Below are 21,236 nucleotides of genomic sequence, written 5' to 3' on the forward strand. Positions count from 1 at the left end.
AGATATGCAACGCGAGTGCCTTGACGTGCATCAGGATGGTGGCGATCAGATGAGCCACGCCGAGCACCACGCGAAGCGGGACTGCGAGACCGCGTGGACGTTACCGGCTTTGGTGCATGGCAAGCCCGCGCAGCGAACGCCCGGGCTTGCCAATCAAGCCATGTGACGGCAAGCTCCAGCTCAGCTAGACGTTCAGCGGGTGTATGCCGGAGTATTGTCTCGTCGGGCAACAGGACATGGGAAACGGCCAAGTCATGATCATGGACAGTGGGAATGCCAATGCTGGCGAGACAGACGAAGTCGCTTTGCTCAGGCGTCGGGCGGGGCTTCTCAGCCGCCGGTCGTTTCTGGTCGGCTCGGCCGTCGGTGTCGGCGCGCTGGGGCTGGCCGGTTGCGTGACCTCCGACGGCATGAGCCTCGCCGAAGCGGCGAAGGTCTACGGGCCGGTGCCCGATGAGAAATTCCCGATTCCGGCGGTCGATGTCAGCAAGGTCGATCCGAAATATTATCGCCAGACAGTTCGCTACGACACCAAAGAGGCACCCGGTACGATTATCGTCGATCCCGCCAATTACTACGTTTACCGCATCGAGGATGATGGAAACGCCACCCGCTATGGTGCCAATGTCGGCCGCGACGGGTTCCGGTGGAGCGGTGACGCTTATGTCGGGCGCAAGGCCGAATGGGCGACCTGGACCCCTCCCAAGGAGATGATCCGGCGCCAGCCCGAGGCGGCCAAATACGCCCGTGGCATGCCGGGGGGCCTCGACAATCCGCTCGGTGCCCGCACGCTTTATCTCTATCAGAACGGCGCTTACACGCTCTACACAATCTACGCCAGCCTCGACGCCGAATCGATCGGCAAAGGCATCACAAGCGGCTGCGTCGGCCTCTTAACTCAGGACATGATGCACCTGTACTCACGAACGCCGGTCAAGACGAAGGTGGTCGTCCTGCCAGCATAGCAACGGCGCCAGCCCCGGGCGGAGATGAGCCCGCCCGGAAGGGTCTCAGTGGCCGAGGACCTTCTCCATGGCCCTTGGATCGTTGTGCACGGCCAGCTTGTCCATGATCGTCGCGCTGGCCTCGTTGAGACCGACCACTTCGACCTCAATCCCCTCGCGGCGGAATTTCAGGACGGCACGGTCCACGGCGTTGACGCCGGTCAGGTCCCAGATGTGCGCCCGGCTGACGTCGATGCTCACCCGCTTCAGAGGCTCCTTGAAGTCGAACGCCGCCATGAAGTCCTCCGCTGAGGCAAAGAAGAGCTGCCCCTCGACGAGGTAGTCACGCTCTTGGCCATCAGCCGTCAGTGTCGAAGTGACGCGGAAGATCTGCGCCACCTTCCAGGCGAAGAAGATGCCGGAGAGCAGGACGCCAAACCCGACTCCAAGAGCCAGGTTGTGGGTTCCCACGACCGTGAACACGGTTGCCAGCATGACGATGCTTGAGCGCCGGGGATGCTTGCGCAGGTCGTTGAGGGAAGACCAACTGAAGGTGCCGATCGAGACCATGATCATGATCGCGACGAGAGCGGGCATCGGGATGATGCGCACGAGATCACCCAGGACCAGGATCAAGAACAGCAGAAACGCCCCGGCGACGAAGGTCGACAGCCGCCCCCGCCCGCCTGACTTCACGTTGATGACCGACTGCCCGATCATGGCGCAGCCCGCCATGCCGCCGATGAAGCCAGTGCAGAAGTTGGCGATGCCCTGGCCGATGGTTTCCCGGTTCTTGTCGCTTTCGGTGTCGGTCATCTGGTCGACGATGGCAGCCGTCAGCAAGCTCTCAAGCAGGCCCACGGCGGCAACGCTGACCGAGTACGGCAGGATGATCCAGAGTGTCTCAAGGGTGAAGGAGATGTCGGGGATCAGAAACACCGGCAGGCTGTCGGGCAAGGCGCCAAGATCGCCGACGGTGCGCACGTCGATGTCCAAGTAGGCCGTGAGCGCCGTCAGCACAATGATGCAAATGAGCGGCGAGGGAATGGCCTTTGTGAGGCGTGGGAACAGGTAGATGATGGCGAGGCCCGCAGCGATCATGGCGTAGGTCTGCCAGGGCATGCCGATCAGCTCCGGCAACTGCGCCATGAAGATCATGATCGCCAGCGCATTGACGAAGCCCGTCATGACGGAGCGTGAGACGAAGCGCATCACATAGCCGAGGCGGCACAGCCCAGCCAGCACCTGAATGACCCCGGCGAGGATCGTCGCCGCCAGCAGGTATTCCAGGCCATGATCCCGCACGAGGGTGATCATCAGCACGGCGGTGGCGGCGGTTGCCGCCGAGATCATGCCCGGACGGCCACCGGTGATCGAGATGATCACGGCGATGGAGAAGGAGGCGTACAGTGCCACCTTTGGGTCGACGCCCGCGATGATGGAGAAGCCAATCGCTTCCGGGATCAGGGCGAGGGCGACGACGACGCCGGCGAGCACGTCGCCACGGATGTTGGAGAGCCAGTCACGGCGGAAGTCATCGATTAAAGTCATGGGATTCCAGAAAGCACAGGAAAGCCAGGCCCGTGGGATGATGGGGCTGCTGAAGGGCTTTGGTTACTGGATGGTCCGGCGGATCGGCGGCCGGAAGAGCCACCCGGAGTTGCACCGGGTCCTTATTCACTGAAGGGCGTTTTGCCCGCCTTCGGCGGCAAGATCAAGCCCGAACTGTCGCCTTTGAGTCAGGCAAGGAAATTGCCGATCCATCAGGAACGTCTGCTGTTCCTTTCTTGAGCCGACATTTGGTCTACTTCGCCGAAGTGCCAGGGAGAGACTCTCAGAGAAGATCTAATACTCGCAGTGGTGCGGCACACTTGTACCCTAGATTCCCCACGCGTCCTTCATAACACTGCCCCGTTATGATGCGGAACATCCGTTTGGGGAACAGTCACTCTTGCTTTGACAGTCTGCGGAACTCGCTAGGGAGAATTCCGTAAGCCGCCTTGAACCGGCGGCCGAAGTGAGTCATGTCTGAGAAGCCCCAAGCGGACGCGATCTCGCTAACAGTACGGTGGGCTTGGAGCGGGTCCTTCAGAGCCCGGCGGCAGCGGTCCAGCCGCCGCGATTGGATCAGACGGACAATCGACGTACCTTCTTGAGCAAGCAGCGCGTTCGCGTAACGCACGCTCACTCCGGCAACGGCTGCAACGGCCTCAGCGTCAAGCCGGGGATCGCTTAAACGGGATTCGATTGCGGCACGCACATTCAAAAGAGCGGATGCCTTGGCCGACGAAAGATACGGCCTTGGCCTCTCATGCGTCTTTGCCAGCGAGACGGCCACGAGATCAAGCGTCTGATCCATGACCAACTTCGTGGCGGCCGTGCCCAATTGACCTGCGTAATCCGGCAGCATGGCCAGAAACGCTGAGGCCAAGCGGTGCTCCGCCTCCATTGGCTTCATGCACCGGGTGACCATGTGGGTTGTTTTGCCGACTCGGGCCTCCAGGGCACATCGGGGCGCCTTGAGAACCAGCAACCTCACACCCGCCGAGAACTTCCCCTCATATGGCAAGAGTGGATCGAGCAGAGTCAGATCACCTGCCTCCATGACAACCTCGCGGCCAGCCTGCTCCAACACGAGCTGCCCCGAGATCAAGCGGCAGACAAAAACCTCGTCATTCGGCATTCGAGTGCAGTGGCGCTGCGTGTGCGAAACCCTCATGGGCGAGTTCTCGAAGAGAACAAGGCCCAGGTCGGCCAAGGCACCGGAGTGCATTTCAGCCTGAAAGGTGTGGCGGCACTCAGGCGTGGAGTCATGCGCGACGAGATTTTTGCACGCAACGTCGTGCCAATAATCAAATCGGTCGCGCGGATGAACCTCCGCTGTCGAGAAAAGCCTCTCCATCATCTCCACCCCAGTGTCGTGTTGAATTGGCCGAGAAATTGTTCCCACCCAGCCGATCATTGCGGTGCTCCCACAAGTATAAGCCAACACTACTATCGTCGTACCCCATTGGAAAGCTGGATATCCATGAACAGTCGCGATGTTATCTTTTCCAAGATGCCCCCCAGCAATCATGGAACACTTAAATTTGTGAATCGATCCGCCCCATGTGTTCCCGTTACTACTTCAATCTGACCGATGGAAACCAGATCATTCGTGACGACGAGGGTCTCCAGCTCGCAGACATCAATGCAGCCGTCGGCTACGCCATCAAGGCGATCGAGGAACTGAGGGCTGAGGCCCGGGCGCCTTCGGAAGAGTGGCTAGGCTGGAGAATGGAGATCACCAACGGCACCGGTGAGATGGTCTGGGTAATCCCCTTGGAGCCATGGCCCTTGAAGACGTGCTCTTGGCATTAGAAGAGCAGTCTTCACGCGCGCCCGTAATTCAAGGGCGCTTCAGATGCGCGCTGCTTTCAACTTGTGGGTGGTTACAGAGCCATCCCGCTAAAACAGGCGCCAAAACCTCAGGGTGTCAGGCAGCCAAAGCTCAGGCGCCAGATCAACATCCAGGCAGTAATCCAATATGAAAAGAATCGCTTTGGCTCTTTCGGCAACTCCGATTCTAGGAGCGTGTACTGATAATGGTCAGGCTTATTATTTGGCGTCTCTCCACTTAAAAAGAGACTACGTCGCCTGCAAGAACCGTGACCTCATCAAACTAATCGCCAGCAACTATGGAAACCCCAAGGGATTCGATGAACTCGTAAAGATCGGCTTGAGAGGCAGAAACTGCCGCATGTTTAGAACCGGCGAAAAGGTGGTGGTTTCCATCAACAAATATTCCGGCAGAATAGAAACTATCGATGATCCGGTTTCCAGCATACATTACGCCACCTTTTGATCCAGCAGACTGAGAAAGATTATATTACTATTCGTCAATAAAGTTCGTTTCTACCAAACTTGAATATTGCAACAGAAACGAAATACAGGTCAGATTTCGTCAAAAACTACGAACAAAACATTCCTACTACTGCTTACCCCAGCCCCTGAATTTCCCGTCGGTGCCGTAATGACCCTCGATCCCCGCACCTTAGGCGCTGCATTCGTGCTGCTTTCAGCCATGCTCGGCATGCTGTTGCTCTTCGCCTGGATGCATAACCGAAAGGTCCATTCGCTGGCGTGGTGGGGCGCCACATTCGGCCTGACCGCGATCGGCATTGGAATGTTGACCCTGGGTCGAGGCTCTCCAAGTTATCCCGTTTTGCTCCTCGCGAATGCCTTGGTGGCGTTCGCCTATGGTGTACTGTACGCGGGCTGCCGGGCCTTCAATGTCCGCACAAACAGGCCTTCTGCCATCATCTGCGGCGCGGTCGCCTGGGTTGTTGCTTTTCCCGTCATTCACGAGATGGCAAATGCCAGGCTTCTGCCTCTGTCGCTGATTGCCGGCGGGTACGCGGCCCTGTCAGCCTGGGAGCTTTGGAGACGTGCTCCGCAGCGTCTGACCTCACAACGGGCGGCTGTCATCCTTCTGTCCGCTTTGGCTGCCTTCAATCTCGTTTGCGGACTGCTTGGGCTGAAGCTGACTTCGATCGTCTGGATTGATGCGTTTGCCGACAGGTGGTCAGCGGAAACAGCGCTTGTGCTGGTGGTCTATGCCCCTGCGCTGGCCTTCGTCTTCCTGTCGATGGCCATGGAGCACATCGAGTTCGATCACAGGAAAGCTGAACGGGCTTTGCGCGAGAGCGAGGAGCATTACCGCCATTCGGTTGAACTGAACCCGCAGATCCCCTGGGCGGCCGACTCAGAGGGACACATCATTGATGCATCCACCCGATGGTTCGAGTTGACGGGAATGCCTTTGGAAGCGGGGCTACGTGCTGGCTGGATCAAGGCTCTCCATCCCGACGATGTAGCTTCCATGCAGGAGCGATGGATGCACTCGGTGTCGTCGGGCGAGGTTTTCGACCTAGACTACAGGGTGCGTGTGGCCGATGGAAGCTATCGCTGGTTTCGATCACGTGCGACGGCCCGACAAGCTGACAATGGTGCCGTGATCCGTTGGTACGGCACGTTGGAGGACGTTCACGACCAGAGGCTTGCACAGGAGCAACTGCATTGGGCTGCCTATCATGACGATCTGACGGGCCTGCCCAACCGCAGGCTCTTTCGGGAGCGTCTCCAGCAGGCACTCGATCACGCCGATCAGACGCTCGATCGGGTCGGCCTGCTGATCCTTGATCTGGATGACTTCAAGAGGATCAACGACCGGTTCGGGCACGATGCCGGTGACAGGCTTCTGAGAGCATTTGGCAAACGGCTAGTTCATCTCGTGCCATCGGGAGCCACCATCGCCCGCCTGGGCGGCGACGAGTTCGCCGTCATCCTGACCGATATCAGCGATGAGATGGAGGTCGTAGCGACGGCCAGGGCCATTCAGACCGGGATGCTGGAACCTCTCAGGCTCACCACTGGAGCGCAAGAGTGCCGCACCAGCATCGGAGGCGCAGTCTCTTCGAGCGCTCCCTGGCTCTGGCCCCGGACGCAGGCCTCCCAGATACACGCCTGATCCTTGATCCCGGCATCGGCTTCGGCAAGTTAGCAGACCAAAACCTTGAGGCCCTCCGTCGCCTGCCGGAATTGAAGCGCTGGGCTTTCCCGTGCTCGTTGGGGCCTCCCGCAAGTCAGTCCTGAGCCGTTTCTATGATCCCCAAGTGTGCCACGGGATCGGCTCTTCGGCAGGCTTGGAGCGCATGTGGCTGCCGTGAGCAGAGGGGCCGACATCGTCCGCGTCCATGACGTCCAAGCCCATGTGGAAGCCTGCCGCGTCGCTGACATCCTGCTGAGGAACATACCTTGACCGATACGATCACGCTCTCCCGCCTGGCGCTGTATGCCCACCATGGCGTTCATGCCGAAGAGGCGCGCCTGGGGCAGCGCTTTTATGTGAGTCTGACCTGCTCTCTTGATCTCAAGCCTGCCGGGCAGGCTGACGATTACCATCAGTCAGTCTGCTACGCGAACCTCGCAAAGCTGGCGTATGAAATCGGCACCACTCGCCGCTTCCACACCATCGAAGGCTTGGCCGAGGCCATTGCCGCAGGCGTCCTCGAGCGATTTTCACGGATTGCATCGATAACGGTCCAAGTGGAAAAGCCTGAGGCCCCGGTTCCTTTCATCCTCGACAGCGTTGCGGTCGAGATCCGGCGGTCGCGCAATGGCTAAAGTAGCTTTCAGTCTGGGCAGCAATCTGGGTGACAAGCGAGACAATATTGCCAGGGCTCTTTCCGCCCTTGATCGCAGCGGAGCACGGATTGTGGCCCGCTCGGCCGACTATCGCACCGAACCATGGGGACCGGTCGTACAGGGCTGGTTCGTGAATGCCTGTGCTCTGGCTGAGACGGATCTTGCGCCGGAGGATCTTCTAGCCCTCTGCCTCCGCGTCGAGCAGGCGCTTGGACGTGTCCGTGAGACCAAGTGGGGCCTCGGGTGATCGACATCGATATCCTGACCTACGACAACCTTGAAGTAAGATCCCCGACCCTGACGCTTCCCCATCCCTATGTGGCGGAACGCGCCTTCGTACTCGTGCCCCTGGCCGAAATCGCACCTGATCTGATGCTCCGTGGGCAACGCGTTGCGGACCTGCTCACCACTGTAAGCGGTCGCGATATCACCAAGCTCGCCTGACTTACCGTTCAATCATTGCTTGAGTTAAAGCCTGCCACACCGTCGCCAAGGTCAGCATCGGATCATTTTCTGCCAATCTCCGACCGCTCGCGAACGTCTGCTTCGGCTGAGTTAGCGGTCCTCCGCCGAACTTCTCAAATGTCCCATGATCTGACCTTAATAAACGGAAGACCACCGCAGAGCCTCCCCGAGCCTTCGAGTAGCGCCATCAAGAAGAGACTATCCACCCGCACGCTTCGGCCCGATCAGTCGATGTCAAGTTCCTATCTCCCAAGGTCGCGCTATCTGTGTGCGATGAACTGAATAACGAAGTCGAGGTCGATCATGGATACTCGCGTCAGGCACCGCCGCATCAAGATCACTAACATTGACACCTTCTACCGTGAGGCCGGGCCGGACGCCGCTCCAGTCGTGCTGCTCCCGCACGGGTATCCTTGCTCGTCCTACGAGTTTCGCAATCTCATGCCGCGGTTAGCCGACCGCTGGCGTCTTATCGCCCCTGATTTTCCAGGCGCTGGCTATCTGGCGTCCACCCTCGATGCGGGGCCGCCGGTACGGCATGGACCGGGTCGCCCGAGACGGCGCCCTAACAAACTTCACGCCGACAAGGCCTATGATCATCGGCGCTGCCGAACCGAATGCCGGCGGCGCTCCATTGCGCCCCGGATTGCCCGTCGCGGTGTGGACGTCAGCGAGCGACTGGGGCGCTATCGCTGGGTGGTGGAGCGCACACTGGCATGTCAACCGCTTTCGCCGTCTCACCATGCGCTATGAACGACGGGAGGATATCCATCTGGCCTTCACCACACTCGGATGTGCTCTCATCTGCTTCAACCAATGCAAACGGTTTTGTTAGGAGCTCTTAGTCGCCGAACCTTCATCTCTTCTCAGGTTTTGACCGGGGTCATGCTTGCACGCCTGTAGGGGGATAGGTCCCAGTGCGTGGTGTAGCTCGACGGGAGCGCAGCGGTCGGCCCGCGCGCCTCCAGGCTTCTGTCGCCTTTAGGACGTCGGTATCGGTCGAGAATATGAATTATCCAGATAGAAGGATCCCCTGTGCATTCGACTATCAGACCGAACCGCCTTACCGTCATTACAGCGCTTCTGGCTGGCTCGCGTGCCGATCTGGGAGACCCCATCGGCTTCGTCAGCCACAGGCGCACATCTGAACGGCATGACGCCTGCTTGTTGTTTCATATCAGCTTGTCGAGCGTAATCGGCAGATCGCGAATGCGTTTTCCGGTTGCGTGGAAGATCGCGTTGGCGACCGCCGCCGCCGCGCCCGTAATGCCGATCTCGCCGACACCACGTGCGCCCAGCGGCGCGTGCTCGTCGGGAATGTCGTTGTAGATGATCTCGATGTGCGGCACGTCGAGATGAACCGGAACGTGATATTCGGCGAGCGAACGGTTGACGATGCGCCCTCGACGCTCGTCAAACACGGTCTCCTCCGCCAGCGCCATCCCGATGCCCATGATGATGCCGCCACGGAACTGGCTGCTCGCCGTCTTGGGGTTGATGATCCGGCCGCAGTCGAACGACCCGAGCCAGCGCGCAATCCGTACCTCGCCCGACTCTTCATTGACCCGAACCTCGCAGAACTGCGCTCCGTACGACGCCATGGAGTACTTCATGATCTCCAGCGGCATGCTCGCGCTCTCCTCGACTTCGACGAAGTCCTTGCCGGCCCGCTGCAGGATCGAGGCGTAGGTTTCACCCGCGTTTGCCTCGCCGGTGCGGAACAGGCCGCCATCGCGGGCCTCGATCTCGTTGGCGCCCGCCAGCGGCGAGTCGTCGCCCACGAGTTTGAGCAGTTCGCGATGCAGCTTCTCGACTGCCGGCTGCACCGCAGCCGCGATCGTCACCGTCTGGCTGGAGCCACCCGCCGTGATCGGTGAATCGGGCAAAGCGGAATCGCCATATTGAAATGACACTTTGTCGACCGGCAGACCGAGACGCTCGGCGGCGTGCTGAATCTGCACTGTCGCCGCTCCCATGCCCATTTCACTCGCCGCAGCCTGCACCAGCGCAGTGCCATCGGCAAAAACACGAACGCGAACTGTCGCAGGCCAACGGAAGTGCGGATAATACGCCGTCGCCACGCCTTGACCGATCAGCCATTTGCCGTCGCGGTACGAGCGCGGTTCAAGATTGCGCCGGCTCCAGCCGAATTGTTCTGCGCCCCGGCGATAGGCCTCAACCAGATTGCGCATCGAAAATTCCGTGCCTTTCACCGGGTCCTTTTCAGGCTCGTTGATGCGGCGGAGCTCGATCGGATCGATCCTCATCTCATACGCAAGCTCGTCGATGGCTGACTCCAGCGCAAAAGTGGCGATCGACTCCCCTGGCGCTCGCATCCAGGTGTTGGCAACCGTATCGAGATTAACAACTTTCTGACCGATGAGCATGTTTTCGGAGGCATAGAGATGCCGTGGAGTGAGCGAAAACTGTTCAGGGTATCTGGCGTTCTCCGTCGTTGCCGTGGTGCCGGTGTGAATAAGCGCGATGAATTGTCCGTCTTTGTTTGCTCCCAAAGCGACGCGCTGTTCCGAGGGCGTGCGACCGCCGACAATCCGAAAGACGCCTTCGCGCGAGAGCACTAATTTGACAGGACGCCCCGTGACCTTGGCCGCCGCAGCGCAAAGCGGAGTATAGGGCCACAATGACCACTTGCCGCCGAAACCACCCCCAACGAATGGCGAAATAACGCGAACCTGTTCGGGCTTGAGACTGAAGACCGTGGCAAGCTGGTGCTTGAAACCGTTCACGAACTGCGTCGAATCGAAAACCGTCAGTCTGCCGTCCTCGTCCCAAGCGGCGATGGCCGCGTGCGGTTCGATGGCGTTGTGATTGTGGCGTGGCGTCCGATAAACGTGGTCAACTTTGAATGCCGCTTCCGATAGGGCCGTTTCGGCATCGCCGATTGTGACTTCAGGCTCCTCGCCCAGAACATCTGACGGAACGACGGCTTCCGATTTCAAATCGTCAAACGAAGCACGCGGGGCCTCCACATCATACTCGACGCGGACCAGCCACGCGGCATGCTCCGCCTGTTCGAGTGTTTCGGCGACGACGACCGCCACCGGCTCTCCGTCATAACGCACCGTGTCATCTTGGAGAATCGGCAAATCGCTTCCCCCGACACCTTGAGCAAGATCAGTGACGTTCAAGAGCTTCGGGTTCTTCATCTTCGGCGAGTTTTCGTGCGTGATAATCGCGATCAATCCTGGCGCCTTTTCCGCCTCAGACGTATCGATTTTGGCGATCCGTCCTTTGGCGATCGTGCTATGGACGAGCGCGGCGTAGGCCAGACCCTCAATCTGGAACTCGGCCGTGAAGGTTGCCTCGCCCTTGACCTTCAAGGGTCCATCAACCCGGCTGAGAGGTTTGCCGATATAGCCGTGCTTATGAATGAGCGGGTCAGGGTCCTTGTCAGGGATGAACTGGACGACCGTTTCCATCAGTTTCTGCAACACGCCCATCATCGCTCTCCGCGTTTCGTCAGGACCGTTCGGCCAACTCGCTCAGCACGCCGACGATCGTGCGTTTAGCCAGTTCGATCTTGAAGCTGTTGTGAGCCAAGCCCCTTGCCGGGGCGAGCTCGGCTTCGGCCGCCTGTCTGAAGGTATCCAGGTCAGCCTTTGCCCCGGTCAGCACTCGCTCAGCCGCAAGCGCCCGCCAGGGCTTGTGCGCCACGCCGCCAAGCGCCAGGCGCGCATTCTTGACCGTGCCGTTCTCGACCTCCAATGCTGCGGCCACGCTGACCAGCGCGAAGGCGTAGCTCGCCCGGTCCCGCACCTTCCTGTAGAGGGAGCGTTTGGCAAACCCGAGCGGCGGAATCTCAATTCCGGTAATCAGCTCATCGGGCTGCAGATTGGTGTCGATCTGCGGTGTATCCTCCGGCAGGCGATGAAAGTCATTGAAGGGAATGGTGCGTTCGCCATTCGGCCCGATCACGTTGATCTTGGCATCGAGCGCCGCCAATGGAATGCACATGTCCGACGGATGCGTGGCAATACAACTGTCGGAAGCCCCGAGAACTGCATGCATTCGGTTAAAGCCGTCGATGGCGTCGCACCCCGATCCGGGGGCGCGCTTGTTGCAGCGCGCCACCGTGTCATAAAAATAAAGGCAGCGCGTCCGCTGCATGAGGTTACCGGCGACCGTCGCCATGTTGCGGAGCTGACCGGAGGCTCCGAACACGATCGCCTGGGCCAGGAACGGATACCGTTCGCGGACGCTCCGATGCATAGCAACCGCGGTATTCGTGGCCGTGGCACCGATCAGAAGACCGCCATCCGGCGTCTCCTCGATCTGATCCAAGGGCAGCCCGGTCACGTCCACCAACGCATCGGGCTGCTCGATGTTCTCGCGCATCAGATCGACGAGGTTGGTGCCGCCGCCGAGAAACTTCGCATTGGGGGTCTGCAAGAGGAGATGAAGCGCGCTCTGTGTGTCCGACGCTCGTGCATAGGCAAAGTTCTTCATGGCGCCACCTCACTCCCGGCAGCTTCCCGGATGGCCTCGTAAATGCCGTTGTAGGCACCGCAGCGGCAGAGATTGCCGCTCATGCGTTCCTTGATCTCGGCCTCGGAGAACTCTATGGCATGAGCCGCCATGTCCGGAGTCACGGCGCTCGGCAGGCCGTCCCGGAATTCGTGGAGCATGCCGAGCGCCGAACAAATCTGCCCGGGCGTGCAATAGCCGCACTGAAAACCATCATGTTCGACGAACGCGGCCTGCAGGGGATGAAGCTCTCCATCACGCGCCAGACCCTCGATGGTGGTGATCTCTCGGCCTTCATACTGAACGGCGAGCGACAGGCACGACAGGATGCGTTCGCCGTCCACCAAAACGGTGCAGGCGCCGCAGGCGCCCTGATTGCATCCTTTCTTTGACCCGGTCAGCCCCAGATGTTCGCGCAAAGCGTCGAGCAGCGAGGTGCGCGGTTCGAATTCAAGCGGATAGTCCGTCCCGTTGACCCTGAGGCGTACCAAGGATTTGCTTGCGGGCGAAAGGAGTTCCGCTTGGGGCATTTCGTTGGAAGGCTGCATAGTCGCGTCCCCTGCAATGATACCAACCTACGCTGGATTCGACAGCCTCAGAGCTGCCTACCTCCATGGCTTCCTTCAACAGTCGTTGGATTGGCGGTGACCCCTCGGAAGGAGCCTTGCGCAAGAAAATGTAGAGCAGATTTATCAGCGCACTTTGCCCGTTCTGACGAAGTTTTTGCCTAAAACGCTGGGCACTTCGTCGTCGCTGCCGAGCACCCTGGACTGATACTAGGTCCTCCCACCGCTGGCAGCGGGATTGCAACGAGGCTCCCGGTCGTGTCATGGCCGTGCCGGCGACAGCTATCGCGACCGCAGGCGCCACACATCGCGTTGAGGCGGTGCGCCGAAGACACGGCCGTATTCACGACTGAACTGCGACGCACTTTGGTATCCAACCAACCTAGCCGCTTGGCCGACGTCCATATTCTGGTTCAGCATCAACTGCCGCGCTTCTTGCAAGCGCAACTGTTTCTGAAATTGCAGCGGACTCATTCCCGAGACGGCACGGAAGTGCTGCCTGAACGTGGAGGGACTCATGTTTGCCCTGGCCGCCAACTCGTCCACGCGAACGGCCTTTGTGAAATTCTCTTTGAGCCAGGCCACGATCCTGGCGATTTGCTGACGGGGAGGTTCCTCCGCCACAAGCTGTCGCAAGTGAGGTCCGTGGGGACCCATCAGCAGGCGGATGATGATTTCTTGCTGGATCAGGGGAGCCAAGCGCGGGAGGAGGATGGGATCGTCGAGCAAATCGATCAGCCGGCGCAGAGCATCGAGCAAGCCCGGATCAAGCCATTCGACTGAAACCGGCCCAAGTGTGGCAGCCACGTCAGAGAGCAGCAGCTTCATCTCCGACGCCGTTTGTGCGACTGAGTGCGGGTCCAGCCTGAGCAGGAGGCCGAGATAGGGTTCGCGTGTCGTGGCACGCGTGACATGTGAGACGACCGGCAAGTCGATCGTCGTCAGCAGACACTGGCCGGGGAAGTAGTCGATGATCTTATCGCCCACCATGACATGCTTGTCGCCCTGCGCCGCGAGGGCCAAGCTGAGGGGGTAAATGCATGGTACCGGCTCAGTCGGTGCATCCCGGCGGTGAAATGAAAGCGCCGGAAGCGCCGTTTGGTAGTCACCGGCGCTATCGACATGGCGCTCGATCGCGTTCGCCAGGACAGCAATCGCTGACCATTCCGCATTCATCGCGCCATCGTGTCGAAACATGCAGTTGACCTTCCGCAGTTCGTGGCATGAGGGCTCGCGACCCCAGACGGAATTGTAATCTTGTATTGCTACTTGCCACTCGACGCTGGAGCAAGCGACAGACACAACATAGACCGGATCTTTGTCAGCAGTGGGTCAGCAACTGATGATGATCTCTGCCCTTCGTGAAGATCTTCCTGCAATGGGCGAGCAGACCAACGCCTTACCTCCGGCCTATGCCATGAGCCGACATTATCGGGCTTCGACAAGGCTCCTAAACCTGTTGTCGCGAAGGTGAACCGCGCCAGTCGCTTATGGAGCGGCACGGCTCGACCCGTTGCCACCAAAACCGTGTTTGGCTTCACTCCCGAAGCAGACACGATTTTCCGCAATCAACGATGCGCTCTCCGTCCGCTGGAAGGACGTGGATATGAGTGCTCCAACGATCCGCATCCTCAAAACCAAGAACCGCCATCCTCGCACGATCCCGCTCACACCCAAGGCGGTTGAGATATTGGCTGGAGACAAAGGATGATCGGGTATTCCCCGTGACATCAAATGCTGTTCGTCTCGCGTGGAAGCGGAGGACGGGGGCTGGTCTTGAGGATTTACAGCTACATGACTTGAGGCATGAGGCTGTGTCTCCCTTCCTTGAATATGGACTAACCGTGCCTGAGGCAGCTCTAATCAGGGACACCGTGATCCACGCATGTTGAGCCGCTACACCACTCACCTGAGGCCGGAAAGGTGGCTGAGAGGCAGGCGAAGGTAACAACCTGGGAAGGCGAGAAGAAAGATCTGCGAGATTAGAATGTCACCTCTCAGACCTTTCAAACCGCGCATGTCAAACAGCGCATGACCCAACAGCCTATTGACGGCAGCGGCGGACCCGGCGTGTGACTATATCGCCATCCTCGTCCTCTTCACGAATGACCACGGTTCGGCAGCGATTTACGCTTCCTGTCGATAGTTCATCGTCGTCGTAAACACGACGGCGCTCAATATACCGACGCTCATAGCGACGTTCATCAGGTCCAACCCGGACGCTCGGACCATCGGGTCCAATACCGAATTGAACTTGAGCCAATGAAGGCGTCGAAGTGACGACAGCTGATCCAATCAACGCCGCCGTTAATAGCCAAGTTGCCTTCTTCATCATTTCCGTACCCTCGTAAATGACCGTCGCGAGCCAACGCATTACTTTGCGTTACGTTTCATGGACGCGTGAGGCAGATTGGAATGGCGTGGAGGCGACAAAAGAAAAGCGCCCGGGAGGGCGCTCTCAAGTGTTCGGCCCGTAGGGGCAAATCCAAGGCCGAGAAGCAACGGTAAATGAAAAATTAACAGACCAACACAGCTCGAAGGTATTACCCCTTCTGGATGCCTGTTCACGCAGGGACCAAATCAGATACCGCTAAGGTAGTCCGTAGGGGCATCACGGGCGCAGGGCCGCAGACTTGAACCGGATCAGAGTTCAGGCGCGGCCCTTTTCTTTAGCGTAACCGAGCTTTCAGGCCCTGAGTTTCCCAACAATCCACCTCTCAAGCCTCGGCAGTCCCTTCCGCTGTACCCCAACCCAGCTAGTCCAACCTTTCAGGCCCAGGACATGGATAAACAGGATGCGGATGGTAGCCCGGCTAAGGTTTAACACTATAGTTGAGTTCTCATTCACGAACTCGTGATGGGAACCCAATGCGTCCGAGCGATCCATTTCCGCTAGAGCGTTGTTCCAGTCGCCTGAGGGCGGCGATTTTGTCAGAGTTCCAAGGGCGACATCCCACACTTCAGGAAGTGGCGAGCATCCCACCGCGACAGTGGTTAACGGTACCTGGCGTCGGCCAGACCTTGCTCATGGAACTGGAGGCTGTTGTCGGGGGGCATCAAGAGTGGATGAAGACTAGTACCCCTGCAAGCCCGACCGACGCCGAAATGATTGATCAGCTTGAACGATTACAGCGTGATCTGGAACGTCTCCGCCGCGAGCTCCGGACCCTCATAGATAACATTCGACGGAAACCGTTTAATCCTGACAGTCCAGACGACCGCTGACCTCACGGCGAAAGGGGAGGCATCGGAAAGCCCTTGGTTGTGCCTTCTATTAGGGAGCATGGAATGACGCTCCCTCTCAGCTCCCTCTTCCCTACCGTTTAACGATCGCCCTCGCGGAAGCGGATCACCGTAGCTGAGGGTTTGCCGATCTGTGGGTTTGTCAGGGTATTTTTATCACCCCTTAGCCGCCCTACCGTCCAAGAAAGGCTGAAGCCAAGATCGTAGTTGCATACGCTGACACAACAAAGAAGGGGCCAAGCACAGACGCCGACACAAGTAGGAGAAGCGAGTTCTTGAGGGTACGCATGGTGAGGCTCCTGTGTTTTGGAGCCTTTAGCCTAAGGCTGAGAGTGTTAACCCATGGCTAACCTTAGCCTTAAAGGTTCGAACGCTCAGAGTTACAACACCGCAAGCGTAGCCATTCGTTGCTATCGCGCTATCGTTCTTCTGAGCAAGGAAGGCTGATGGAAAGGCCCAAGGTCCGTGAGGTCCTCCGGTCCTGGTACCGCCAAGCTGCCATCTCATTCTTGGACTGAGGCCATGATGGCGAAGCACATCGCGGCGTCCCTCAACTTGTTCAGCCGCCAGTACGGTGGGCTTGGCCCCTGCCTGCAAGGGTCAGCCGGGTACCGGCCGCAGCATAACCGGAAGGGCGATGGGTGGAAATGTGAGCCGTACCCACGCCGCCGCTGACTCGAGCCAGCCGGCAGAGTTCAATCCGAAGGGTTTATGCAAACTGGCTTCTCAGGCATGACTATGCCCTTGCTCGTGCAGCCAATGCTTTACGCCACTTCAAGGCGGCGTTGTTGCGCCACTCGACGACAAACCGGAGGGCGCAAGCCGCCACGGCCAATCCTATACCTGCTCGCCACCACCTTATGTTCGGGGATGGTTCAAGATTATGCCACCCCACCAAGTTGAGCACCGGCTCCTCGACGAAAACCAGGAGGAAGTACGATATGAGGAACATGACGATGGCGATCACTGCTGCTGCAACATATTTCATCTCGCCTCACCCATTCCCACGCCTCGATAACGTGCCCTGCGTTGAATCCATCAGAGCATGATCGGTCCTGTGTGGTTAACGAATACCTGCGGAAAGCCCCATTGCCTTCAGGCGAGGTGAGTTTCGCCCAGTCCCTTACGAGGTACTTGAGGGTCTGCCCTGCCGAATGGCGAGAAATTCTCCGAGCCTATTGCTCAGCCCGAGTTCAGCCTTCATCCCCATCCATAGTGCAAATCCACTTTTGGGTCCGATGCTCTAGATGCTAGCTTAGTGCATGGATGACCTGGTCCGTTTCTTACGAGGGTAGAACGCTTGGTCGTAGACTTAGCTATGTCATTGCTGTTTATCGCTGCCGGCTCTCTCGGGATGCTTCTGCTGCTTGTCAGTTGGTTCGGCGGTAGGATGATAGAGCCTGAGTTAGAGACCAACCTTGATCCAATCCTAGGTACGCGGGATCAACTCGCTATCTATGAGTCTCAAGGCTCCTTTGTTCCTATGCCACGCCACCTCACAACCCATGATGAAATGGTGACTTGGATGGTCCGGGAAATGCCTAAGCTCGTCGCAAATCCGCCTTCCAGTGGATCATGAGAAACGGCAACAACGGCAAGGTCCGAACAAAGTGCCAGGGCTCAGGCTAATCCATCTGCTGCGTCAGCTAAAAGCAGCAGATGCGGCGCCAGGATTACGGCTGAGACTACACTGGCCAAGGCTCCTCCGAAGCGGAGGCTTTAGCGTGGGACCTAGAATCTAGGCCGGGAAGAGGCGCAACCTTGGCTAAACAAAAGAGGCTCCTCGTAAGGAACCTCAGTTTCACAGAGGAGGACCGATGACGTCAGCCAAGACAGTCTCATCCTGCGTCTCAGGCTGGTCAATTCAAGTATCCTTACAGATAGTGAAAGAACGCCTGCCCTCACGACGGCAGGAAGGCGCCGACATATCCTGAAAAATCTTGAGAGCTTATCGCTCAGCCTATGTTCAGCCCTGTTCCCGGTGAGGCGGGAAGTCCGCGCCTACGCCTCCATGGCCACGCCGTACCAGCCTACGATTTCGGGATTACCTCTCTAGAGAGGAGCTGCCACCTACTAAGAATGGATAGCCTATATTGCCCTCTGCCAACTGGACAAGTTATCTTTTCATATCAGAAAAATACGGAGGAATGGCCATGTGGGGAATCAAAAATAACCACGCCTTGTATGGCCGCAATATCTCAAGATCTAGAGTAAATCTGACGGAGATAGATTTAAAGATACTTTGGGTGTCTCGCACACTGAGCACCATTGATTATCAGTACGAACCAGAATTCGTCAGGATAAATCAGAGTCTTGTTCATAAAGACATCAAGACGCTCATGCGTAAGGCGCTGATCTCGAGCTACCGCAGAAAGCGGGCACCTTATGTAAAGCTGCTTGCAGAGTTGCGGAGCCAGCAGCGCAAGTCCTCCGCTCATAATTCGGCAGATTAAGCTATACACATCGAGAGTAGGCCTCCAGGCATGGCAGCAATGCTCAAGCGGCACCTGCCGGTTTCAGTTCACGGTCACCACCCGCACACCTCTGCACGCAGCCAAGCCCCCGCTTCAGGTGTAGCTGTCGGACCGCTGGCTGGATCACGGCTGCGGGAGACAGGAGAGCTTACATCGAGCCGGGCAGCCCTTGGGAGAACGGCTATTGTGAAAGCTTCAACTCAAAGCTCTGGGACGAACTGCTGAAAGGAGAGATCTTCTACACGCTCGAGGAGGCTCAGTTGATCATCGAGAGCTGGCGACGGCACTACAACATGGGGCGCCCGCACCAGAAGTCTTGCTGCCGGCTTCCAAGCTGGCGCCGGAACCAACGCTGAATTTACATCACACACGGATCACCCACATGGGGCAGGCCACCCTACTTCGCCCCTCGCCGTCGGCTATGCACTCGGGCGCTTTTCTTTCGAGTGCATCAAAACCGAAATCCCGCCAAGCGGGAGGGAGGACCGAACGGAATTTATGCAGCGCTCCCGCGAGGTTCTGAACCTCGATGCGGGCTGTTCAGGTACCCTCGCTCAATGAACATCATCCCTGTTGGAGAGAGGATTACGGGAACTCATTCCTCGCCATCTATGCTCCACGGCTTTCGAGATACATGCGTGCCGCTTTAATGGTGCTCTCGCATTGTAGGGATGTGCTCAGCACATCCTCTGGTGCTGCCCTACCCGTCCAAACGTCGAGGGCGGTTGTCACCACCCAGACAGGCTCGGCCATGGCTCGTTCCGCGAGTCTTGGCAGCGAACCCTCGGCACATGCTCTCACATCCGCAATGACAGCCTGAGGCGCTCGGACTTCAGCGAGCCGTTTGTTCATCTCATCCTGGAGAGGATCAACGACCAGCAGGTTGATGACGAAAGCGAGAATGTCCTGGATCATGGCTACCTCTTTGCCGGCCGTCAGATCAGTTGGGATCCGACATCACGCAAGTGCCAGCTGGCTCACGTCAGAGGGGCCCGGATCAAGGGTCTTGCGTGAAGGTAAGCGTAAACGGGAAGGGTTCAAGGCCTCTTTGCTGACATGGCAACGGCGTCAAGGGAAGGTCATGCCGCAGGTAGGACACCTTCGCAGGCGGAGGCTGCATAAAAGAAGAGCGCCCGTGTTCGTGGCGCTCGAGGGTGGCCGCCTTTCACGGCCAGTTACAGGGAGACGACCGTGCACGTGCCAACTGGGCACAAGAGAAGGCTGCGCTCAAAACGTGACCGATTGGTTAAAGCCCAAGCAGAATCCTCGTTTGGATAGACGGTGAATAAGGCTCAGCTTCACTCATCAAAGCATCCTTTGTGATTACTTCTTTATGGAAATTGATCGGAACTTCCGCGAATTTTCCTACTTCTTGGGAAAGGGGGCTCCTGAACCGCTTGTCCAGAGGAGAGTGGAAATGAGTTCGTCTGTGTTGCTGCGCCGCAAAGAAACATTCGCGGGTGTAGCCCTATTGCTGGCCTCGTGCCTGGCTTGGCAGCCTTCGGCCGCCCAGGTTAATGCCGGAGGCGGGGTCAGCATCGGCGGCTCCGATGGGATCGGTGCCGGCGTGGGTGCAAGCATCGGTGGCTCTGACAGCGTTAGCGCGGGAGCAGGTGCCAGCATCGGCGGGTCGGACGGCATCAGCGCGGGCGCTGGAGCGAATGCCGGCGGATCGGGCGGGATCTCTGCCGGTGGGGGAGCAAGCCTGGGCGGCTCCGGCGGCGCCAACGCCGGAGCAGGTGCGAGCATTGGCGGCTCAGGCGGCGTAGCGGCTGGTGTCGGAGTCAGCCTCGGCGGATCTGACGGCGCCGACGTCGGCCTTGGTGCCAGCATCGGCGGAGCGAGCGGCGTCACTGCCGGGGTAGGAGCCAACATTGGCGGCAGCTCCGGCAATGGAGCTTCACCAGGGAATGTCGGCGGGGCCGGCTCCTCCCCTCCTGGAGGCATCCGGAATCCCACCACGACAGGCAGCATCAATCCAGGGACTGCCACGCCAGGAACGGTCGATCGAGCCCCAACGGCTCGCCTCACGGCCGAACTCAGCCGCATGAGCGAAACCCAACGGCAGCAGCTGCGTCGCAATTGTGCGACCGTGCTTGCGTCCCCCGACAGTTATGAGGCGGATATGTCGGCTCTGTGCAATCTCATGAGCCGAATGTCATCCCGATAGGAGACGCGGAGCGGGTGGAGGTTTCTCTCCACCCGCTTCTTGTCTTGGAACAGCCGACTTGCAAGCAGCATCTTGCAAGCAGCATTCTGTTGACTTGCGCCAAGGAGAGCACGGCAAATGCGCTGCTATTTTCATCTCGTGCGCTATCATGATGCCATCTTTGACGAGACTGGCATCGAGGTCACGGACCTCAAGGCAGCGGAAACCGAAGCCCTGAAGGCGATCGACGAACTCCGAGAGGAGGACAGCGCGGCCAACGAAGACTGGCAGGAGTGGCAACTCAATGTCACCGACAGATCAGGACAAGTCCTCCTGTCCATTCCACTTGATCCTGCGCCGGAACAGAAGACGCCAAAGCGATTTCAGCACACTACGTTGAGACGGGCTACTCAAATCCACGGACTGCTGATCGGAATCGGAGCCGTGACGGAATACCTGAGCTTGCTTCTGCTGCGATGATGGAATCATCCACGAGCGGCAGGCGCCCCAGCTACGACGTCGATACAGCAGGTATTCCAGAAGAGCTGGAGGCCATAATCAGCCTCGCTGGCATGAGCGCCTCTTCCCGCGGCACAGACGGTGCTGACCAGTAAGTTCAGAGGGAGAGGTGGTGTCGCGGAAGTGCTTCACCTTTCGCGTATATGTGGAGGCATAACGAGAGGGTTAGGAGAACCCTTGGTTCTGCCTGAGACCCCTGCCCGTC

At 58.7% G+C, this 21,236-nt stretch carries 17 protein-coding genes, 4 pseudogenes and 1 other annotated feature; of the genes and pseudogenes, 13 read left to right on the forward strand and 8 right to left on the reverse strand.

The features are described 5' to 3' along the window. Positions 1-254: 254 nt before the first annotated feature. A complete protein-coding gene (locus ACUXUR_RS04320; RefSeq protein WP_445501113.1) occupies positions 255-965 on the forward strand; it encodes a L,D-transpeptidase family protein in 711 nt (236 codons plus the stop codon). A 45-nt stretch (positions 966-1,010) separates the two neighbouring features. Here the strand turns inward: ACUXUR_RS04320 and ACUXUR_RS04325 are convergent, their stop codons facing one another. After that, positions 1,011-2,495 (reverse strand): SulP family inorganic anion transporter, encoded by a 1,485-nt coding sequence (locus ACUXUR_RS04325; protein ID WP_445501114.1) that lies wholly within the window; start codon positions 2,493-2,495, stop codon positions 1,011-1,013. A 69-nt stretch (positions 2,496-2,564) separates the two neighbouring features. Next, positions 2,565-2,620, reverse strand: a sequence feature (sul1 is cis-regulatory element that is thought to sense ions involved in sulfur or methionine metabolism; They are found in Alphaproteobacteria). 269 nt (positions 2,621-2,889) lie between these two features. Then, positions 2,890-3,906, reverse strand: coding sequence for an AraC-like ligand-binding domain-containing protein (locus tag ACUXUR_RS04330; protein ID WP_445501115.1), 1,017 nt, complete (start codon positions 3,904-3,906; stop codon positions 2,890-2,892). Positions 3,907-4,052: 146 nt separating this feature from the next. Here ACUXUR_RS04330 and ACUXUR_RS04335 point away from each other — a divergent pair, with 146 nt between their 5' ends. The 8 genes and pseudogenes from ACUXUR_RS04335 to ACUXUR_RS04370 form a co-directional block, all read left to right on the forward strand. Continuing rightward, on the forward strand, positions 4,053-4,304 hold the full coding sequence (locus ACUXUR_RS04335; protein WP_445501116.1) for a DUF6894 family protein: 252 nt from the start codon (positions 4,053-4,055) through the stop codon (positions 4,302-4,304). 166 nt (positions 4,305-4,470) lie between these two features. Then, positions 4,471-4,788 carry a hypothetical protein gene (locus ACUXUR_RS04340; protein WP_445501117.1) on the forward strand — a complete coding sequence of 106 codons (318 nt, stop codon included), beginning with the start codon at positions 4,471-4,473 and terminating at the stop codon, positions 4,786-4,788. Positions 4,789-4,956: 168 nt separating this feature from the next. Beyond that, positions 4,957-6,453, forward strand: a complete 1,497-nt coding sequence (locus tag ACUXUR_RS04345; protein WP_445501118.1) for a diguanylate cyclase domain-containing protein — start codon at positions 4,957-4,959, stop codon at positions 6,451-6,453. Further along, positions 6,369-6,744 (forward strand): annotated as a pseudogene (locus ACUXUR_RS04350) (dihydropteroate synthase). The gene ACUXUR_RS04345 and the pseudogene ACUXUR_RS04350 overlap by 85 nt, the downstream one beginning before the upstream one ends. After that, on the forward strand, positions 6,741-7,109 hold the full coding sequence (gene folB / locus ACUXUR_RS04355) for a dihydroneopterin aldolase (protein WP_445501119.1): 369 nt from the start codon (positions 6,741-6,743) through the stop codon (positions 7,107-7,109). Before ACUXUR_RS04350 ends, folB begins: the two are co-directional and overlap by 4 nt. Continuing rightward, positions 7,102-7,574: pseudogene (gene folK / locus ACUXUR_RS04360) on the forward strand (2-amino-4-hydroxy-6-hydroxymethyldihydropteridine diphosphokinase). Before folB ends, folK begins: the two are co-directional and overlap by 8 nt. A 324-nt stretch (positions 7,575-7,898) precedes the next feature. Then, positions 7,899-8,096 (forward strand): annotated as a pseudogene (locus ACUXUR_RS04365) (alpha/beta fold hydrolase); the annotation flags it as partial. Beyond that, positions 8,097-8,430: pseudogene (locus ACUXUR_RS04370) on the forward strand (transposase); the annotation flags it as partial. Between the two features lie 337 nt (positions 8,431-8,767). On the opposite strand, the gene ACUXUR_RS04375 reads toward ACUXUR_RS04370, so the two are convergent. From ACUXUR_RS04375 to ACUXUR_RS04395, 5 genes are all read right to left on the reverse strand, one after another. Then, entirely contained in the window at positions 8,768-11,056 is a 2,289-nt protein-coding gene (locus ACUXUR_RS04375) for a xanthine dehydrogenase family protein molybdopterin-binding subunit (protein ID WP_445501268.1), read from the reverse strand. A gap of 19 nt (positions 11,057-11,075) precedes the next feature. Further along, positions 11,076-12,062: an FAD binding domain-containing protein gene (locus tag ACUXUR_RS04380; RefSeq protein WP_445501120.1), complete on the reverse strand. Its 987-nt coding sequence runs from the start codon at positions 12,060-12,062 to the stop codon at positions 11,076-11,078. Then, positions 12,059-12,610, reverse strand: a complete 552-nt coding sequence (locus ACUXUR_RS04385) for a 2Fe-2S iron-sulfur cluster-binding protein (protein ID WP_445501269.1) — start codon at positions 12,608-12,610, stop codon at positions 12,059-12,061. Before ACUXUR_RS04385 ends, ACUXUR_RS04380 begins: the two co-directional genes overlap by 4 nt. A 318-nt stretch (positions 12,611-12,928) precedes the next feature. Further along, a complete protein-coding gene (locus ACUXUR_RS04390) occupies positions 12,929-13,843 on the reverse strand; it encodes an AraC family transcriptional regulator (RefSeq protein WP_445501121.1) in 915 nt (304 codons plus the stop codon). Between the two features lie 2,782 nt (positions 13,844-16,625). Further along, the gene (locus ACUXUR_RS04395) at positions 16,626-16,877 is read right to left on the reverse strand and encodes a hypothetical protein (RefSeq protein ID WP_445501122.1); all 252 of its coding nucleotides are present in this window, start codon (positions 16,875-16,877) and stop codon (positions 16,626-16,628) included. Between the two features lie 1,165 nt (positions 16,878-18,042). Between ACUXUR_RS04395 and ACUXUR_RS04400 the strand changes: the two genes are divergently transcribed. Both ACUXUR_RS04400 and ACUXUR_RS04405 read left to right on the forward strand, forming a co-directional pair. After that, positions 18,043-18,342 carry a hypothetical protein gene (locus ACUXUR_RS04400; protein ID WP_445501281.1) on the forward strand — a complete coding sequence of 100 codons (300 nt, stop codon included), beginning with the start codon at positions 18,043-18,045 and terminating at the stop codon, positions 18,340-18,342. Positions 18,343-18,515: 173 nt separating this feature from the next. Beyond that, the gene (locus ACUXUR_RS04405; RefSeq protein ID WP_445501270.1) at positions 18,516-18,719 is read left to right on the forward strand and encodes an integrase core domain-containing protein; all 204 of its coding nucleotides are present in this window, start codon (positions 18,516-18,518) and stop codon (positions 18,717-18,719) included. 253 nt (positions 18,720-18,972) lie between these two features. Here ACUXUR_RS04405 and ACUXUR_RS04410 read toward each other — a convergent pair whose 3' ends face one another. Continuing rightward, positions 18,973-19,278: a hypothetical protein gene (locus ACUXUR_RS04410; protein ID WP_445501123.1), complete on the reverse strand. Its 306-nt coding sequence runs from the start codon at positions 19,276-19,278 to the stop codon at positions 18,973-18,975. A gap of 502 nt (positions 19,279-19,780) precedes the next feature. Here ACUXUR_RS04410 and ACUXUR_RS04415 point away from each other — a divergent pair. Both ACUXUR_RS04415 and ACUXUR_RS04420 read left to right on the forward strand, forming a co-directional pair. Further along, entirely contained in the window at positions 19,781-20,533 is a 753-nt protein-coding gene (locus ACUXUR_RS04415; protein WP_445501124.1) for a hypothetical protein, read from the forward strand. A gap of 117 nt (positions 20,534-20,650) precedes the next feature. Continuing rightward, a complete protein-coding gene (locus tag ACUXUR_RS04420; RefSeq protein WP_445501125.1) occupies positions 20,651-20,992 on the forward strand; it encodes a DUF6894 family protein in 342 nt (113 codons plus the stop codon). Positions 20,993-21,236 lie beyond the last annotated feature (244 nt).

This window comes from Microvirga medicaginis (genome assembly GCF_052658925.1).